Genomic DNA, 15,709 nt, shown 5'->3' with positions numbered 1-15,709 from the left:
TGCATGATCATTACAACAATAGTCATATCAACATCTAATGTAATAGTTATAAAAAATGACAGGGATTATTATTCTGGCAGCAGGCGCATCAAATCGTTTTGGCTCCCCCAAGCAAAACCAAATTTACCAGGGTAAAACCCTTTTACAGCGGGCGATTCAAACCGCGCTTACCTGCCTGCATTGCGAAAAAGTTATTGTGGTGTTAGGAGCCAATGAACAATTAATCCGTCCCAATATAGATGAACAACTTGTAGGGGTCATTCACAATCCGCGTTGGGAAGAGGGAATGGGCTCGTCAATAAAAGTTGGTGTAGCCGAAATTTTGAGGCTTGAACCCCACATAACTTCAATTATCCTAATGCTTTGCGATCAGCCATTTGTTGATTCTTTCCTGATATCACAATTAATGGAAAAAAAGGAAGTTAATGACTGCGGTATTATTGCCTGCGGCTATCGTGACGTTTTGGGTGCGCCCGCTTTGTTCGATATAAAATATTTCCCCGAACTACTTGGCCTGCAAGGCACCGAAGGTGCAAAAAAAATCATCGAAGCACATGCCGACGACGTTTTTATACTCCCTTTTCCGCTGGGAGCTATTGACATTGACACCGCCGATGATTTAGAAAGGCTCAACCAGGTAGGATAAGATAATTAAGCCGAAGCAACCAGTTTATTTACGCTGCGATATACAAACTCGTTAAAAATATGCCTGCGGGCAAACCGGCCGGGCGAATCCGCATTGACCAGTTTGATATAAACCGCTTTGGGCACGCCAAAATATTCATACACATTACCATCAAGAAAAGTAACTTTCAGTACCTGTTGCTTATACTCAAAATCGGCAATGTTTGATAAGGTAGTGGTAGCTGTATAATCGGGCAAGGTTTGAGCACGGGTTTCGGGGGCAATGCTTACCAAAAAATGATAAGCTTCGATGATGGTTTTACTCTTCTCTTCTGCCTCTGTCCTGCTGTCGTCCTGAAACCTGTCGGGATGCCAGGTTTTCATCATGCTTTTATAAACCGAACGCAACTCGCTTAACTCTGCATTTTCGGTCACGTTCAGGAGTTTCCTGTAGTCGCCAATTTTTTTCATTGTTTATTTAATTCTTTTTTATTGTCGATGAAGGAATTACAGGCAAAAACGCGCTCAGCACCACCATGAAAATAACGGCGCAAAGGTACACTTTTTTAACGAGGAAAAACAGGAAGTTTTATTTATTAAACAATGATGATATGGAGTAAATATTAGCTAAAACTTTTATTAACATTCAACTTAATTCCCTACCCTGTTTGCAGCCTTAATTCAGCGGCGCAGATGAATAAAATATGGTGGCAGCTGTTTAAATTATAAACCGTATTTTTGCAGGCTATGAAGTTTCCCAAATTTGCCGATCTGATACTGTTTGAGAACGACGACCTTATTGTTGTAAACAAACCGCCTTTTGTAAGTTCACTTGATGAACGTGGCGAAGGCAGCAGCGAGATCAGCATGTTAAGGCTGGCTAAGGCTTATTGGGACGATGCGCAGATCTGCCATCGCCTTGATAAAGAAACATCCGGCGCGCTTATTTTTGCAAAAAATCCCGAAGCTTACCGATCGATTTCCATTCAGTTTGAAAAGCGTAAGGTTAAAAAAGTATATCATGCAGTTATTGACGGTACGCATATTTTCGATAACCTGCTTGTTGATTTGCCTATATTAAATGTTGGCAAGGGCAGTGTAACCATCAGCAGGCAGGAAGGCAAGCGTGCCGAAACCTGGTTTCAGTCATTAAAATATTATCAACATTATACTTTGGTTGAGTGCCGTCCGGTTACAGGCCGTATGCACCAGATCAGGATCCACCTGGCTACACAAAGGGCCTCCATAGCCGGCGATGAGATGTATAAGGGCGAGCCTGTTTTTCTCTCCAAATTAAAGCGCAAATATCATTTGGGTAAAGATCAGGAAGAGTTGCCTATCATGAAGCGCTTTGCCCTGCATGCTTATGAAGTAACATTTCGTATCAATCCCGAAACCGAAGTTACCATCCATGCTCCATATCCTAAAGACTTTGAAACGCTTTTGAAGCTGCTTGATAAATTTGACAGTTAAAATTAAATGGTACAAAGTATTTGAAATTATCATACGCCAACGTATTTTTATGCTCCATGCCGCGTAGCTTAAAAAAATTCCTCTACTGTATTTTGCTGGTAATATTTGGTGTAAGCTATTCAAAAGCTGATCCTTATATATATCTTCCTGAAGACAGTCTTGTTCATTTTTTAAAGATCCAGAACAGGGATCTTCAGGATAAAAAGCTGGTTAATTATATTAAGCTTCGCTTTCAGCAAGGGCCCGTAAATACGATCCCGCAGGGTAAAAATGAAGTTTATAAAGAGCTTGATAAATACGATGTGGGCGACAAGGAAGCTTTAAAATACTTTATTGAAAGCATTATTCAGAAACGCTTTTTAAAACTCCCCGAAGCTGAAAGTGCTATGGTTAAAGCCATTAACCAGGCATCAAAGAACAAAGCCGATTTTTTGCTTTATTCATTTATTAGCCATCTTGCTTTTATTCAGACAGATAAAGGCAACCCCATAGGCGCTATATACAGTTACGGCCTGGCTCAAAAACAAGCTTTAAAACTTAACGATCCGCTATTGCAGGTATTCTTGAATATCAATATATCCGATCTGTATTACAAACTCAACCTATATAGCCAATCATTATATTACCTTAACCAGGCATTCCATATCAAGGAAGAAAATAAGATAAAGGACGACAGATTTTACACGATAATAAGCTATAACAAAGCCGAGAACTTTTTCAGGATGAAAAATCTTGATTCGCTGCAGCGATGTCATGATGATTTAATGGGGCCAAACAACAAAAGTTATAAACTATTCAGCTACCAATATCGTACTGCCTATTATATATCGCTGTTAAAACATGATTATAACAAAGCTATAACACAAATCAAAAACCTTCAACGAGACAAGAAATATGTGCCAAACGATGTTGAGAAACAAAATCTGGCCGATGCTTTTTACCTTAACGGACAGCCGGATTCGGCAAGCTCTATAGCTAACCAGCTGCTTGCGCTCCCGTATTCTGATAATCACCCTGAAATAAAGCATCACCTTTATCAATTGCTTGGAAAAATAGCCCGAGACAGGGGCGATTACAAGCTGGCTGTCGAGAATTTTGACCTTGCATTGAAGCAATCAGAAGAAAGCCTGAATAATACCACACAGGTGGGCAATGTATCGGCGCAAATAAAAATTGATAAAATTGAAACCTCGTTTACCGATACTGCCGAAAAATACAGGCGCGAACGCCTTATTTTGATCCTCATCAGTATTACCACAGTTTTCATGTTTGCTGTTATTGCCCTGTTATACCGCAGCGCCAGGCAAAAACGGCACTATGAAAAATTATTATATGATACCAAAAAAAATGAGCTGGCTTTTATCAACTCGCATGAGGTGCGTAAACATCTTACCAATATATTAGGCCTTGTTGAGCTGATGAGCGAAAGCAAGGACAAAAAAGAGGAGTTTTTACAGGTTGAAAAGCATCTTTATGATTCGGCCACCAGGCTCGACGACGCTATTAAGAATATTTCAGAAAAATTAAGCGACTAAGTTCCTGCATCAATAATTTTATTTTAGCCTTACCGGAAGAGGCAAGTATATCTGCTTGTATTATACCTGCAGGGCTATCCCGTACACGCACATTTGCGTTATTGATAAAAAACACCCCTTATTCTTTTCCGAAAATATGAAATTGTTAAAAACACAGTTTTACAGATTCTTTTTTACAGGTTTACAGCTATAATCAACGTGTTATTGAAAAAAAATACAAAATTTCTTAACATTTGTAATGAATTTTGTAAAAATAATTTAAATTCGCCTTAATAATTATTGAGATTAATACAAAAACTATAATTAGAACCCCAACTTTACAAATTAATTAAAAAATGGCAACGAAACTCGAGTACATTTGGCTTGATGGCTACAAACCAACACAAAGCCTGCGCAGCAAAACAAAAATCGTTAAAGAATTTAGCGGAAAAGTAGAAGATTTAGATAACTGGAGCTTTGACGGTTCTTCAACTGAGCAGGCACCAGGTGGTTCATCAGATTGTATCTTAAAGCCAGTTTTTGTTGTTCCTGATCCACAAAGAAAAAGCGCTTACCTGGTAATGTGCGAAGTATTAAGCGCTGATGGCAAACCACACGAATCAAATGGTCGTGCTACTATTGCTGATGACGATAATGATTTCTGGTTCGGTTTTGAGCAGGAGTACTTCCTGTGGGATCCGTCAACCAGCAAACCGCTTGGTTTCCCGGCAGCAGGTTACCCAGCTCCGCAAGGCCCTTACTACTGTTCAGTAGGTGCTAAAAATGCTTTCGGCCGCGAAATTGTTGAAGAGCACTTAGACGCATGTTTAGAAGCAGGCTTAAACGTTGAAGGTATCAACGCTGAGGTTGCTGCCGGTCAGTGGGAGTTCCAGATTTTTGCTAAAGGTGCTAAAGAAGCCGGTGACCAGATCTGGGTTGCACGTTATTTATTGGAAAGAATTGGTGAAAAATACGGAGTTGCTATTAACTGGCATTGCAAACCGCTTGGTCAATTAGACTGGAACGGCTCTGGTATGCATGCTAACTTCTCAAATACTACTTTACGTACTGCAAATAGCAAAGAAATTTTCACAGCTATCTGCGAGTCTTTCCGCCCTGCAGTTGCTGAGTGTATCGCTGTTTACGGTGCTGATAACGATCAGCGTTTAACCGGCAAACACGAAACAGCTTCTATTCATGATTTTAGCTATGGTGTATCTGACCGTGGTGCATCTATCCGTATCCCTCTGTACGCTGTTGACCACAACTGGAGCGGTTACCTGGAAGATCGTCGTCCTAACTCAGCTGCCGATCCATACAAAGTTGCTGCAGTTATCATCAAAACTGTAAAATCAGCTAAGCTTTAATCCCCCTAATAAATAGTTATTATTTTTATCCCCCGGTTTATAACCGGGGGATTTTTTTTCTACAATCTGTTTGTCAACTACATATAGTTCTTCAATCAAAGCATTAGCTTAATAATATTTATATTCAACTTTTATTTAAATGGCTGCTTAGCAGCATTATTTTTGACAGAAGTATCTTTTAAATATTGGATATAGTCACCCGTGGTAATCTCATTATAAGCGGCTACAGGTAAATTATAAAGATACATCCAACACTCCATGATATCATTAGTGGTATAGATGCTCACCGTTTCCCTTATATATTCATACGGATGTTGGTATAACCCACCGACACCTTCATAATCGTCAATTACCTTTAATATAATGTCGGGATCATCCATCATAAAAATACTACCGTAAATGTAGCGCTCTGCAGTATTACCGATCACAGCGCCGGGATATTCGCCAATATCATAAAGTCGCCCTCTTATTCTTCCGTCAGCTATAAATTTACAGTGTTTATTTAGATACGCTGCAAACTCATTACCGGGCTGCAGCAATGTGCCATACACAAATAAAAATTGACTTGTTGTTTCCATAAATAGCTCAAACAAAGGTAAGCGCAAACGCGTATATACACGCACAGGCTATTTTTTTATAGTTTAAGCCATAATAGCTATCTTGCTGCACCTTAACCGGCCATACTTTTATACCATGAACACAGAAGAGATCAAAGCGTATATAGAACAGAATAACATCCAGAAAATAAAATTCGCCTTTGCCGATATTGATGGCATTTTGCGCGGTAAGGTGATCAACCCTAAAAAATTTATTGATGGATTGCAAAGTGGCTATGGCTTTTGCGATGTAGTATTTGGCTGGGATAGTAGCGATGTTTGTTATGATAACGTACAGTTAACCGGCTGGCAAAGCGGTTACCCGGACAAACTTTGCCGTATTGACCTGTCGACCCTGCGCAATGTGCCCTGGCAGGATGATATCCCCTTTTTTTTAGCCGATTTCAGCAAACCCGACGGCAACGACTTGCCGGCCTGTCCGCGTAGCCTGCTCAAACATATTAAAGCGCAATGTGATGAGATGGGCTATCACGCCGAGTTTGCGCAGGAGTTTGAATGGTTCAATTTTAAAGAGACACCGCAAACCCTTGCCGATAAAAAATTCATCAATATTGAACCGCTTACACCGGGCATGTTCGGCTACTCGATATTGCGCACATCCGAAAACAGCGATTTTTATTATGATCTGTTTAATCTGCTTACCAAATTCAATATCCCTATTGAGGGTCTGCATACCGAAACCGGCCCGGGAGTATATGAAGCTGCCATACTTCATGATGAAGTTTTAGCTGCCGCAGATAAAGCAACGCTGTTTAAAACCGCAGTTAAAGAGATAGCCTATAAACACGGTATCATGGCATCATTCATGGCCAAATGGACCGAAACACTGCCTGGCTGTAGTGGCCACATCCATCAAAGCCTGTGGACTAAAGACCAATCAAAGAACCTGTTTTACGATGCTAACGATGTAAACAAAATGAGCGACCTGCATAAGCATTACCTTGCAGGCCAGCTATATTGCATGCCTTACCTGTTGCCGATGTACGCGCCAACCATCAACAGTTATAAACGCCTGGTTGAAGGCGCCTGGGCTCCCACCACCATAACATGGGGTGTTGAAAACCGTACTACCGCGCTACGTGTTATCAATACCACCGAAAACTATACCCGCCTGGAAACCCGCATCCCGGGCTCGGATACTAACCCTTACCTGGCCATGGCTGCAGCACTGGCTTCAGGCCTGTACGGTATTAAAAACAAGCTTGAGCTAAATATTAAGCCAACAACAGGTAATGGTTACCAGGACAAAAGTAATGGTGTACTATGGCCAAATCTGCATACTGCCGCAATGGCCATGCAAAACTCCGATATTGCCAAAGAGCTCTTCGGCGAAGGCTTTGTTGATCACTTCACCCAAACCAGACTGTGGGAATACCGCCAGTTTGCCAAAAGCGTAACCGACTGGGAGTTGAAAAGGTATTTTGAGATTATATAATCTGAACCGGGGATAAAGGCCCATCTCTCCCATCGTCATTGCGAGGCACGAAGCAATCCCTAACTGTACAGAGCGAACTTGAATAGCTGCTCTGTTAATCGGAGATTGCTTCGTACCTCGCAATGACGCGTTATAACTAAAACCCAGTTCAGAGAAATATAATATATTTATACCCTTAATTATAAACCGAATGCTGCCAATGGCGTAACTTTGCCGGCAGACACATACAAATGGACTATTCTTTTATTATCCGCAAGGCCTGGGAGGGGTATGACGCGTCAAAAACTATCCGTGATATTGAAGATATCAGCGCTATGGTTTCAACCAATCACGTGTACCGCATTACGTTTGATGACGATGATATTATCATAGCCAAACTCTCATACTTTGGCAAGTTCGAACATTTTAAGGAGGACCACCGCATTATTCAAACGCTGGCAATTAACCTGCTTTACCCGTTTGAGAATTTCCTGGCCCGTTCTTTACAAAAAAATAACCGAGTTTACATCTACCACCATAAACACGGCAAAACCGATGCCTGGGTGGTTTTCTATAACCCTACACGTATTTTACAGCGCCTGCCGCGCCGGTTAGAAGAAAACCATATTAAAAAGCTTGGTCAGCAGGTTGGCAAATTTCATAAAGCCTGCTCCAGGGTTAAAAATGTGCTGCCTAAATCGTCAAAGACTTTACGTACCGATATCTGGGCGTTGCAGCAACAAATCGAGAGCAACCCAAAACAATTTGGTACCGGTATGCAGGCCGACTTTTTAAAATACCACTGTGAAACCTTTTTGAAAAACCGCTCCAAATACAATATGAGCTCGTTCGAGATCATTCCTGTGTTTATCGACTGGAATATCGGCAACTTTTCGGTGACACCTGATCTTGAGCTTTACTCACGTTGGGATTATGATTGGTTCAGGATGAGTTACCGTTTGCTCGATTTTTATTTTTTTAGTCGCGTAGTTTCTGATATTGGCGACCGTACCGTTTTCAGCTACGTGATCAACACCATGATGGAAGACCGATTCATCATTTTTTTAAAAGAATACCATAAAATTAACCCGCTTACTGCCGATGAAATCCGCTTTTTAAAAGAAGCTTATCGTTTTTTTATCCTGAATTACGTAATTAAAGATGGCAAGCACTTTTTTAGCGAACAATATGCCAAAAAACTACAGGCTGAAGCTTTTGACATCTATTTACCATCGGTAGACCGGGATTTTGATGCCGAAAAGATCATTGAGGCTTTAAAATTAAAATAGGTTAGCTATCTTTCGGGCTGATTTTATAAAAAGCCCTAAAACAGATAAGTATGACCCGGATAGACAACTTTAAATCTATAATTGATAAATACGAAGTTGTTTTTTTTGATGCTTTTGGGGTTCTGAAAAACTATGGTGGCTTGCTTCCGGGTATTGAGCGTACTTTTTCTTACCTGGCAGAACAAGGTAAGGAATATTACATTGTAACCAACGATGCTTCACGAAGCCCGGTGCAATTAGCCGAATCCTATACCACCAAAGGCTTGACAGCCATAACACCCGACAGGATCATATCATCGGGCATGCTTACCAAAGAATATCTTGACCTGAAGGTGAACGATGGTATTGTAGCTTATTTAGGTACGCCCGATTCTGCCCATTACATTGACAGTTCGGGGCTGCATACATTGCCTATCAGCGAAGTAAACGAAAGCAATATTGATAGGGTTAACGCGCTGGTGTTTTTAGATGACGAAGGTTTTGACTGGGGACGTGACCTGAACAAGTCAGTTAACCTTATGCGTAAGCGCACCATCCCGGCTATTGTAGCCAATACCGATCATGCCTACCCCCTAACCAAACATGATGTATCTATAGCCATAGGCGGCTTAGCCAGTATGATAGAAAAAATTGTAGGCAAAGAATTCATTCGTTTCGGTAAGCCGGATTCGCAGATGTTCATGTTTGCCTACGATCTGCTCCGCGAGCGGAGGCCGATCAGTAAAAGGGATATTGTGATGGTAGGCGATACCCTGCAAACAGACATTTTGGGTGGTAATAAATTTGGCTTGGATACTGTACTGGTACTATCCGGCAACACGCAAGCCAAAGACGCCGAAAACCGCATTACCGCCACCGGCATTGTGCCAACTTATATCTGCGATTCGGCAGTGGCGGAGACCGGTGGATTGGGATTTTAAGCGTCCAAAGCATGTCATTGTTAATGACATGCTACACCCCTCCTTTCTACAAATCCTCTCAATCTTTCTACCGTAACTATTTATTTTGAAAAATTTATTTTAAATGTATGATTTACATTTATTTTTACCAACTTTGAAATCGCTAAGGTATAACTGTCTACCTTACATGTATAAGCCAATTATTACCTGATTTTAAACTAATGGACACAAATTTTGATCTTAAAGAGCATCCTCACAGTAGGTTAAACATTTTAACAGGCGACTGGATCCTGGTATCACCGCATCGTACAAAACGCCCGTGGCAAGGCAAAGTTGAGGCTACACAAGCCGACGACCGCCCGCAGTATGATCCGGCCTGTTACCTGTGCCCCACAAACAAAAGGGCCGATGGCAGCGAAAACCCCGATTATAAAGGAAGCTTTGTGTTTACCAATGACTATTCATCGCTGTTGCTGAATACGCCCGATGGCGGTTTAAATGAAGATGAACTGTTGGTAGCTAACAGCCAGAAAGGTATTTGCCGGGTAATCAGTTTTTCGCCGAGGCATGACCTCACCTTGCCCCAGATGACCACCAAAGAGATCAGCAAAGTGGTTGACGTATGGCAGTCGGAATTTGAGGACCTGGCTTCTTATCCATGGATCAAGCACATCCAGATCTTTGAAAATAAAGGCGATATCATGGGTTGCAGCAACCCACATCCGCATGGACAAATCTGGGCGCAAAATAGCCTGCCGGTTGAAGTAGCTAAAGAAACCCAGCAGCAAAAGCTGCATTTTGAGCAAAAAGGAACAAGCCTTTTAGCCGATTACCTTGCATTGGAACTTAAAAAGCAGGACCGCATAGTTTTTGAAAATGAACATTTTGTTGTGCTTGTGCCATTTTGGGCAGTTTGGCCGTACGAAACTATGATTGTAAGCAAAAGGCATGTAACAAGCATTTTATACTTTACCGAGCAGGAAAAACATGCCCTTGCCGACGCTATCAGGAGGCTCACCATCAGGTATGATAACATGTTTGAAACATCGTTCCCTTATTCGGCAGGCATGCACCAGTCTCCGGTTAATTCGGGCGATCATCCCTACTGGCACTGGCATATGCATTTTTACCCGCCGCTGTTACGTTCGGCCACGGTTAAAAAGTTCATGGTAGGTTATGAGATGCTGGCCAATCCGCAACGCGATATCACAGCAGAGTTTGCCGCTGAAAAATTGCGTGGCTTAAGTGAGATCCATTATAAAACGAGGGAATAATGAAAAAACGCTATTTTTAAACCAAACTATAACCAACCTATTTATGAGAAACTTAATTAAAGGTATTTCTTTAACAATTTTACCTGCTTGTAGCCTATATTTGGCTGCCTGTAATCAAAATTCAACCTCACAGAAAAACACTACTATGGCGGATAGCACCCAAACCACTGTATCAGCATTCGAAAAAACAATCGATGGTAAACAAACCCATTTATTTACCCTTAAAAACAAAAACGGCGTTATTGCCACCATCACCAATTATGGCGGCCGTGTGGTAAGCCTGTTAGTGCCCGACAAAAACGGCAAGTTAACCGATGTTGTTTTAGGTTTTGATGATGTGGAAGGTTTTGAAAAATCAACCGAACGTTATTACGGCGCCACCATTGGCCGTTACGGCAACCGTATTGCCAAAGGCCATTTTAAAATAGATGGTAAAGATTATCAATCATCAATTAACAATACACCCAATATGCTGCACGGCGGCAAACATGGTTTCCAGGAAGTGGTGTGGGATGGTAAAATGATCGATTCGTCTACCGTAGAGCTTACCTATCTTTCAAAGGATATGGAAGAAGGTTTCCCCGGTAATCTTAATGTTAAAGTAATTTACAGCCTTACCGACGATAATTCATTTAAATGCCAGTATGAAGCTACTACCGATAAAAAAACGGTTGTTAACCTTACTAACCACGCGTTCTTTAACCTCAATGGCGAAGGCAGCGGTACGATCCTCAATCATTTGGTACAGATAGATGCCGATAATTATTTACCGGTTGATGCAGGCTTGATCCCTACCGGAAAAATTGAAAGAGTTGCCGGCACTCCGTTTGACTTCACCAAGCCCGAAACCATTGGCAAACGTATTAATGAAGATAACGTCCAGTTAAAAGACGGCAAAGGTTACGATCACAACTTTGTGCTGAACAAACATGACATGAGCACTCCGATAGCAACTGTAGTTGGTGATAAGAGCGGCATTAAAATGGAAGTATTTACCGAAGAGCCGGGCCTACAATTTTACAGCGGTAACTTTATGCAGGCTAAAAACGCGATGAAACGCGGTATTAAAGATGAGTACCGTACTTCGTTTGCTATGGAAACCCAGCATTTTCCTGATTCACCAAATCAGCCGCAATTCCCTTCTACGGAATTGAAACCCGGCGATACCTATAAAACGCAATCGCTTTATAAGTTTTCGGTAGTAAAATAATTGAACGCCTTTTTTATACAAAAGTCCTGCCCAACGGCGGGACTTTTTGCTTTATATTAGTTCCTGATATAACCATAGATTTACAAAATGAGTGCCTGGCGAAAAAGGGCAATTGAATGCCTCCCTGCTTTAAAGAGAGAATTTGAAGACCCCGAAACGTCTATTTACAGCGTTTTTATGGAATTATTACATGCAACTGTTGCTGCACATCGCGATAATGACACCATGCAGCTCAAAAAGAACTATGATTTTGCCGAATGGTGTTTCAGGCAAAAATCTGAAGACCTGTGGAATGCCGCCTGCGTATTGTTTTATGAACATCTGGGTGATAAGACCGAAACACTTCAGGCCATACATTTATGGGTTAAACAAGATATCTATATCGAGATACGATCACTCTTGAAGCAGGGAGTTGGCGAGGCTACTTTAAAAATAATAGACGGCTTATATGGGTTGAGTAATGCCAGGTTTAAAGGGTGATCTCAATGGCTTCGATGTTTACTGTTTGTTAAGCAGATTTAAAACAAACCTAAACTTTTTGAGGTTAACAGGTTAATTAATAACAATCTGTTTACCTATCTATAAAAACATCATGAGTGATCAATCAACCCAACCTGAAGAAAAGGGATTTTTCGAGAAGGTTAAAGAAACAATTGAAAGCCTTTGGGAAGGCACAAAAGATACAGCCGAAGACGTAAAAGAAGCAGCCGAAGAAAAAATAGAGGATATCAAGGAAAAAGTAACCGCTAAAAAGACCTCTGCCACCAAAAAAGCCGCGCCAACTAAAACCGCAGCAGCTAAAAAAGCTGACGCGGTAACCACCAAAGCAAAAAAAGCAGTTTCTGAAGTAAAAGCCAAAGCCGAAACTAAGGCTAAAGCCATTACCACCAAAGCAAAAGATGAAGCAGCAACCGCTAAACAAGCTGCGGCTGATGTAAAAGCAAAGGCTGCAACAAAGGCAAAAACTATTACTGCTAAAGCCAAAACCGAAGCCACGGAAGCTAAGAAGGCCGTAGCATCGAAAACTGCTAAAGCAGCTACCAGCGTTAAAAAGAAAGCGGCAGCTACAGCTAAGTAAGATTGCTAATTTTCAGACCTGCGAAGTTTCTAAACTTCGCAGGTCTTCCTCTCCTCTTTCCGAATTTACTTCATCAATCAACATCCAGCCGAAAATTAAATTGTAAAAGCTATTGACAGTAATTTAATTAATCGTAATATTGCAATATAATTATGGGAATCACTAAAACAGAAATATTTACCGACGAGCAGAACAAACTCGCTGTGCAGCTTAAAGCTATCGCTCATCCGGCCCGTATTGCCATCCTGCAGCTTATTATTGAAGCGAAGGCTTGTATCTGCGGCGATCTGTCATCCGAACTGGGGCTTGCCCAACCCACCGTATCCCAGCATCTTAAAGAATTAAAGAATGCCGGCCTTATACAGGGTACTATTGAAGGTGTAAGTGTTTGCTACTGCATTGAGCCCGAAGCCTGGCAAAACCTGAATGATGAGTTAAATAAACTATTCTCATCGTACAAAGACTTTAATAATTGCTGTTAAAATTTTTTGGTCACATTAATCGTAATATTGCAATACACAAATGAAAACAAACGAGGAATTAAAAGAGTTGGTAAAGCTGAAATACAGCGAAATTGCCTTACAGGACAAGGATACCAATCAATCATCATGCTGCGGAGCCAGCGGATGTTCAACCGAGGTTTATAATATCATGAGCGAAGATTATACCAAACTGCAAGGTTACAATGCCGATGCCGACCTTGGTTTAGGCTGCGGTTTGCCCACGCAATTCGCCCAAATTAAAAAGGGAGATACGGTAATTGACCTCGGCAGCGGTGCAGGTAATGATTGCTTTATAGCGCGCTCCGAAACCGGCGAGACCGGCAAAGTAATAGGGATTGATTTTACAGAAGTTATGATTAGCAAGGCCCGCGAAAACGCCGACAAACTTGGCTTTAATAATGTGGAGTTTCGTTTGGGCGATATCGAGCAGATGCCGGTAACTGCCAACGCGGCCGATGTAATTGTAAGCAACTGTGTATTAAACCTGGTGCCTGATAAAAATGCTGTCATTAAAGACATTTACCGCGTATTGAAACCCGGCGGCCACTTTAGCATTTCGGATATTGTATTGACAGGCAGCCTGCCCGAAAAGATCAGGACAGCCGCCGAAATGTATGCAGGCTGCGTATCAGGGGCCATTCAAAAAGAGGAATACCTTGAGCTCATCAGCAAAAATGGTTTTGTCAATATCATTGTACAAAAAGAAAAACCCATTATTATTCCTGGCGATATTTTAAGCAATTACCTATCGGCAGATGAAATCAACGAATTTAAAAACGGCAACGGCGCTATTGTAAGCGTCACCGTGTATGCCGAAAAACCCGAAACAAAAGTATGCTGCGAACCAGGCTGCTGCCAATAAAACATTATGAAAAATATATTAGTACTGTGCACAGGCAATAGTTGCCGCAGTCAGATAGCCGAGGGATATTTAAAGCATTTTGCGGGCAGTAAAGCAAACATATATAGTGCGGGCATTGAAACCCATGGCGTAAACCCCAAAGCCATTAAAACCATGGCCGAGGATGATATTGATATTTCCAACCATACCTCAAACCATGTGGATGAATACGCCAACGTTGCTTTTGATTATTTAATAACCGTTTGCGATAATGCTAACGAAGCCTGCCCTTACTTTCCGGGGAATGTGAAACGTTTTCATTATAACTTCCCGGATCCGGCCAAAGCCCGCGGCACCGAAGATGAAGTGATGGACGAATTCAGAAAAGTGCGTGAACAGATCAAAGCGTACACCCAACAATTTCTAGAACAGCATTTAACCGAAGCACAATAATATGTCTGCCAATAATTGCACTCCGGCTGTTGAACGAAAACGGCTCGGTTTTATTGATCGTTATCTCACCATCTGGATTTTCCTGGCTATGGCTATAGGCGTTGTAACAGGGTATTTTATACCCTCATCGTCCGATTTTATCAACTCGTTTTCGAGCGGGACTACTAATATTCCGTTGGCGATCGGCCTCATATTAATGATGTACCCGCCGCTTGCCAAAGTAAAATATGAACAGATGGGCAGGGTATTTAAAGATGTAAAGATATTAAGTGCCTCGCTTATTTTAAACTGGATAATAGGCCCTATCCTAATGTTCATTTTAGCTGTCGTTTTCCTGCGCGGTTACCCAGGATATATGACAGGACTAATACTGATTGGGCTTGCCCGTTGTATTGCCATGGTTGTAGTATGGAATGAACTTGCCGATGGCAGCCGCGAATATGCCGCCGGTTTGATAGCCCTGAACAGTATTTTCCAGGTACTTTTATATAGCGTATATGCTTACATTTTTATAACCGTATTGCCGCCGGTGCTTGGCTTTAAAAGTCTCCAGGTACATATTACCATGCTCCAGATTGCCAAAAGCGTGGGTATCTATCTCGGTATTCCTTTTGCCGCTGGTATTATTAGTCGTTATACATTGATCAAACTAAAGGGCGAGGGCTGGTTTCAGCAAAAATTTATTCCTTTTATTTCGCCCATAACCCTTATTGCGCTGTTGTTTACCATTATACTGATGTTTAGCCTCAAGGGTAGGCTCATAGTGCAAATCCCTATGGATGTTGTTCACATTGCTATACCGCTGGTATTTTACTTTGCAATTATGTTCCTGCTTAGCTTCTACATCGGCAAATATTTGGGTGCCGATTACTCAAAAAGTACATCCATTGCGTTTACAGCTACCGGCAATAATTTTGAACTGGCTATCGCCGTATCTATTGGTGTATTTGGTATTAATTCGGGGCAAGCATTTGCAGGGGTAATCGGCCCGCTGGTTGAGGTTCCGGCACTGATAGCGCTGGTTAACGTGGCATTTTGGCTTCGCAGAAAATACTATCGTAACGAAGTTATAGCCAAATGGGACTAATTACAATGCCATCCCACAAAAAAAAGCGATTGGTTGTCCAATCGCTTTTTTTAATATAACTCCCCT

Annotated in this window: 17 protein-coding genes; 15 read left to right on the top strand and 2 right to left on the bottom strand. The window is 41.6% G+C overall.

The window, feature by feature from the left end; translation table 11 throughout:
* Positions 1-55: 55 nt before the first annotated feature.
* Complete coding sequence (locus ABIC84_RS00375) at positions 56-646, top strand: nucleotidyltransferase family protein (protein ID WP_426586336.1); 591 nt, start codon at positions 56-58, stop codon at positions 644-646.
* A gap of 5 nt (positions 647-651) precedes the next feature.
* Here the strand turns inward: ABIC84_RS00375 and ABIC84_RS00370 are convergent, their stop codons facing one another.
* Positions 652-1,095, bottom strand: coding sequence for a KTSC domain-containing protein (locus ABIC84_RS00370; protein ID WP_426586334.1), 444 nt, complete (start codon positions 1,093-1,095; stop codon positions 652-654).
* 276 nt (positions 1,096-1,371) lie between these two features.
* Here ABIC84_RS00370 and ABIC84_RS00365 point away from each other — a divergent pair, with 276 nt between their 5' ends.
* The 3 genes from ABIC84_RS00365 to ABIC84_RS00355 all read left to right on the top strand — a co-directional run bounded on the left by ABIC84_RS00365 (position 1,372) and on the right by ABIC84_RS00355 (position 4,978).
* The gene (locus ABIC84_RS00365) at positions 1,372-2,097 is read left to right on the top strand and encodes an RluA family pseudouridine synthase (protein WP_429262326.1); all 726 of its coding nucleotides are present in this window, start codon (positions 1,372-1,374) and stop codon (positions 2,095-2,097) included.
* Between the two features lie 20 nt (positions 2,098-2,117).
* Positions 2,118-3,632 (top strand): hypothetical protein, encoded by a 1,515-nt coding sequence (locus tag ABIC84_RS00360; protein WP_426586330.1) that lies wholly within the window; start codon positions 2,118-2,120, stop codon positions 3,630-3,632.
* A 335-nt stretch (positions 3,633-3,967) separates the two neighbouring features.
* Complete coding sequence (locus ABIC84_RS00355; protein WP_091210736.1) at positions 3,968-4,978, top strand: glutamine synthetase beta-grasp domain-containing protein; 1,011 nt, start codon at positions 3,968-3,970, stop codon at positions 4,976-4,978.
* A 131-nt stretch (positions 4,979-5,109) separates the two neighbouring features.
* Here ABIC84_RS00355 and ABIC84_RS00350 read toward each other — a convergent pair whose 3' ends face one another.
* The gene (locus ABIC84_RS00350; protein WP_429262325.1) at positions 5,110-5,556 is read right to left on the bottom strand and encodes a gamma-glutamylcyclotransferase family protein; all 447 of its coding nucleotides are present in this window, start codon (positions 5,554-5,556) and stop codon (positions 5,110-5,112) included.
* Between the two features lie 115 nt (positions 5,557-5,671).
* Here ABIC84_RS00350 and ABIC84_RS00345 point away from each other — a divergent pair, with 115 nt between their 5' ends.
* The 11 genes from ABIC84_RS00345 to arsB all read left to right on the top strand — a co-directional run bounded on the left by ABIC84_RS00345 (position 5,672) and on the right by arsB (position 15,643).
* Positions 5,672-7,030, top strand: coding sequence for a glutamine synthetase family protein (locus ABIC84_RS00345; protein WP_429262324.1), 1,359 nt, complete (start codon positions 5,672-5,674; stop codon positions 7,028-7,030).
* 230 nt (positions 7,031-7,260) lie between these two features.
* On the top strand, positions 7,261-8,298 hold the full coding sequence (locus ABIC84_RS00340) for a hypothetical protein (protein WP_429262323.1): 1,038 nt from the start codon (positions 7,261-7,263) through the stop codon (positions 8,296-8,298).
* Between the two features lie 50 nt (positions 8,299-8,348).
* Positions 8,349-9,218: an HAD-IIA family hydrolase gene (locus tag ABIC84_RS00335; RefSeq protein WP_429262322.1), complete on the top strand. Its 870-nt coding sequence runs from the start codon at positions 8,349-8,351 to the stop codon at positions 9,216-9,218.
* Between the two features lie 200 nt (positions 9,219-9,418).
* Positions 9,419-10,471, top strand: a complete 1,053-nt coding sequence (locus tag ABIC84_RS00330; RefSeq protein WP_429262321.1) for a UDP-glucose--hexose-1-phosphate uridylyltransferase — start codon at positions 9,419-9,421, stop codon at positions 10,469-10,471.
* A gap of 145 nt (positions 10,472-10,616) precedes the next feature.
* The gene (locus ABIC84_RS00325; RefSeq protein ID WP_429262320.1) at positions 10,617-11,681 is read left to right on the top strand and encodes an aldose epimerase family protein; all 1,065 of its coding nucleotides are present in this window, start codon (positions 10,617-10,619) and stop codon (positions 11,679-11,681) included.
* A gap of 87 nt (positions 11,682-11,768) precedes the next feature.
* Positions 11,769-12,161: a DUF7674 family protein gene (locus ABIC84_RS00320; protein ID WP_429262319.1), complete on the top strand. Its 393-nt coding sequence runs from the start codon at positions 11,769-11,771 to the stop codon at positions 12,159-12,161.
* 112 nt (positions 12,162-12,273) lie between these two features.
* On the top strand, positions 12,274-12,759 hold the full coding sequence (locus ABIC84_RS00315; RefSeq protein ID WP_429262318.1) for a hypothetical protein: 486 nt from the start codon (positions 12,274-12,276) through the stop codon (positions 12,757-12,759).
* A 152-nt stretch (positions 12,760-12,911) separates the two neighbouring features.
* Positions 12,912-13,241: an ArsR/SmtB family transcription factor gene (locus tag ABIC84_RS00310; protein ID WP_090526397.1), complete on the top strand. Its 330-nt coding sequence runs from the start codon at positions 12,912-12,914 to the stop codon at positions 13,239-13,241.
* A 40-nt stretch (positions 13,242-13,281) separates the two neighbouring features.
* Entirely contained in the window at positions 13,282-14,124 is an 843-nt protein-coding gene (locus tag ABIC84_RS00305) for an arsenite methyltransferase (protein WP_429262317.1), read from the top strand.
* A 6-nt stretch (positions 14,125-14,130) separates the two neighbouring features.
* Positions 14,131-14,556, top strand: a complete 426-nt coding sequence (locus ABIC84_RS00300) for an arsenate reductase ArsC (RefSeq protein WP_429262316.1) — start codon at positions 14,131-14,133, stop codon at positions 14,554-14,556.
* 1 nt (position 14,557) lies between these two features.
* Entirely contained in the window at positions 14,558-15,643 is a 1,086-nt protein-coding gene (gene arsB, locus ABIC84_RS00295) for an ACR3 family arsenite efflux transporter (protein ID WP_429262315.1), read from the top strand.
* The last annotated feature ends 66 nt before the right edge of the window (positions 15,644-15,709 follow it).

Source organism: Mucilaginibacter sp. 3215 (assembly GCF_050433785.1).
In the GTDB taxonomy this organism is placed as follows: Bacteria; Bacteroidota; Bacteroidia; order Sphingobacteriales; family Sphingobacteriaceae; genus Mucilaginibacter.
Note: the sequence above shows the minus strand (reverse complement) of the source record. Positions and strands in the feature narration are given on the sequence as shown.

Excerpts from the sequence above, each read along its gene's own strand:
- ABIC84_RS00375 (WP_426586336.1), top strand. The coding sequence starts at position 56 with ATGACAGGGATTATTATTCTGGCAGCAGGCGCATCAAATCGTTTTGGC.
- ABIC84_RS00370 (WP_426586334.1), bottom strand. The coding sequence starts at position 1,095 with ATGAAAAAAATTGGCGACTACAGGAAACTCCTGAACGTGACCGAAAAT.
- ABIC84_RS00365 (WP_429262326.1), top strand. The coding sequence starts at position 1,372 with ATGAAGTTTCCCAAATTTGCCGATCTGATACTGTTTGAGAACGACGAC.
- ABIC84_RS00355 (WP_091210736.1), top strand. The coding sequence starts at position 3,968 with ATGGCAACGAAACTCGAGTACATTTGGCTTGATGGCTACAAACCAACA.
- ABIC84_RS00350 (WP_429262325.1), bottom strand. The coding sequence starts at position 5,556 with ATGGAAACAACAAGTCAATTTTTATTTGTGTATGGCACATTGCTGCAG.
- ABIC84_RS00345 (WP_429262324.1), top strand. The coding sequence starts at position 5,672 with ATGAACACAGAAGAGATCAAAGCGTATATAGAACAGAATAACATCCAG.
- ABIC84_RS00340 (WP_429262323.1), top strand. The coding sequence starts at position 7,261 with ATGGACTATTCTTTTATTATCCGCAAGGCCTGGGAGGGGTATGACGCG.
- ABIC84_RS00335 (WP_429262322.1), top strand. The coding sequence starts at position 8,349 with ATGACCCGGATAGACAACTTTAAATCTATAATTGATAAATACGAAGTT.
- ABIC84_RS00330 (WP_429262321.1), top strand. The coding sequence starts at position 9,419 with ATGGACACAAATTTTGATCTTAAAGAGCATCCTCACAGTAGGTTAAAC.
- ABIC84_RS00325 (WP_429262320.1), top strand. The coding sequence starts at position 10,617 with ATGGCGGATAGCACCCAAACCACTGTATCAGCATTCGAAAAAACAATC.
- ABIC84_RS00320 (WP_429262319.1), top strand. The coding sequence starts at position 11,769 with ATGAGTGCCTGGCGAAAAAGGGCAATTGAATGCCTCCCTGCTTTAAAG.
- ABIC84_RS00315 (WP_429262318.1), top strand. The coding sequence starts at position 12,274 with ATGAGTGATCAATCAACCCAACCTGAAGAAAAGGGATTTTTCGAGAAG.
- ABIC84_RS00310 (WP_090526397.1), top strand. The coding sequence starts at position 12,912 with ATGGGAATCACTAAAACAGAAATATTTACCGACGAGCAGAACAAACTC.
- ABIC84_RS00305 (WP_429262317.1), top strand. The coding sequence starts at position 13,282 with ATGAAAACAAACGAGGAATTAAAAGAGTTGGTAAAGCTGAAATACAGC.
- ABIC84_RS00300 (WP_429262316.1), top strand. The coding sequence starts at position 14,131 with ATGAAAAATATATTAGTACTGTGCACAGGCAATAGTTGCCGCAGTCAG.
- arsB (WP_429262315.1), top strand. The coding sequence starts at position 14,558 with ATGTCTGCCAATAATTGCACTCCGGCTGTTGAACGAAAACGGCTCGGT.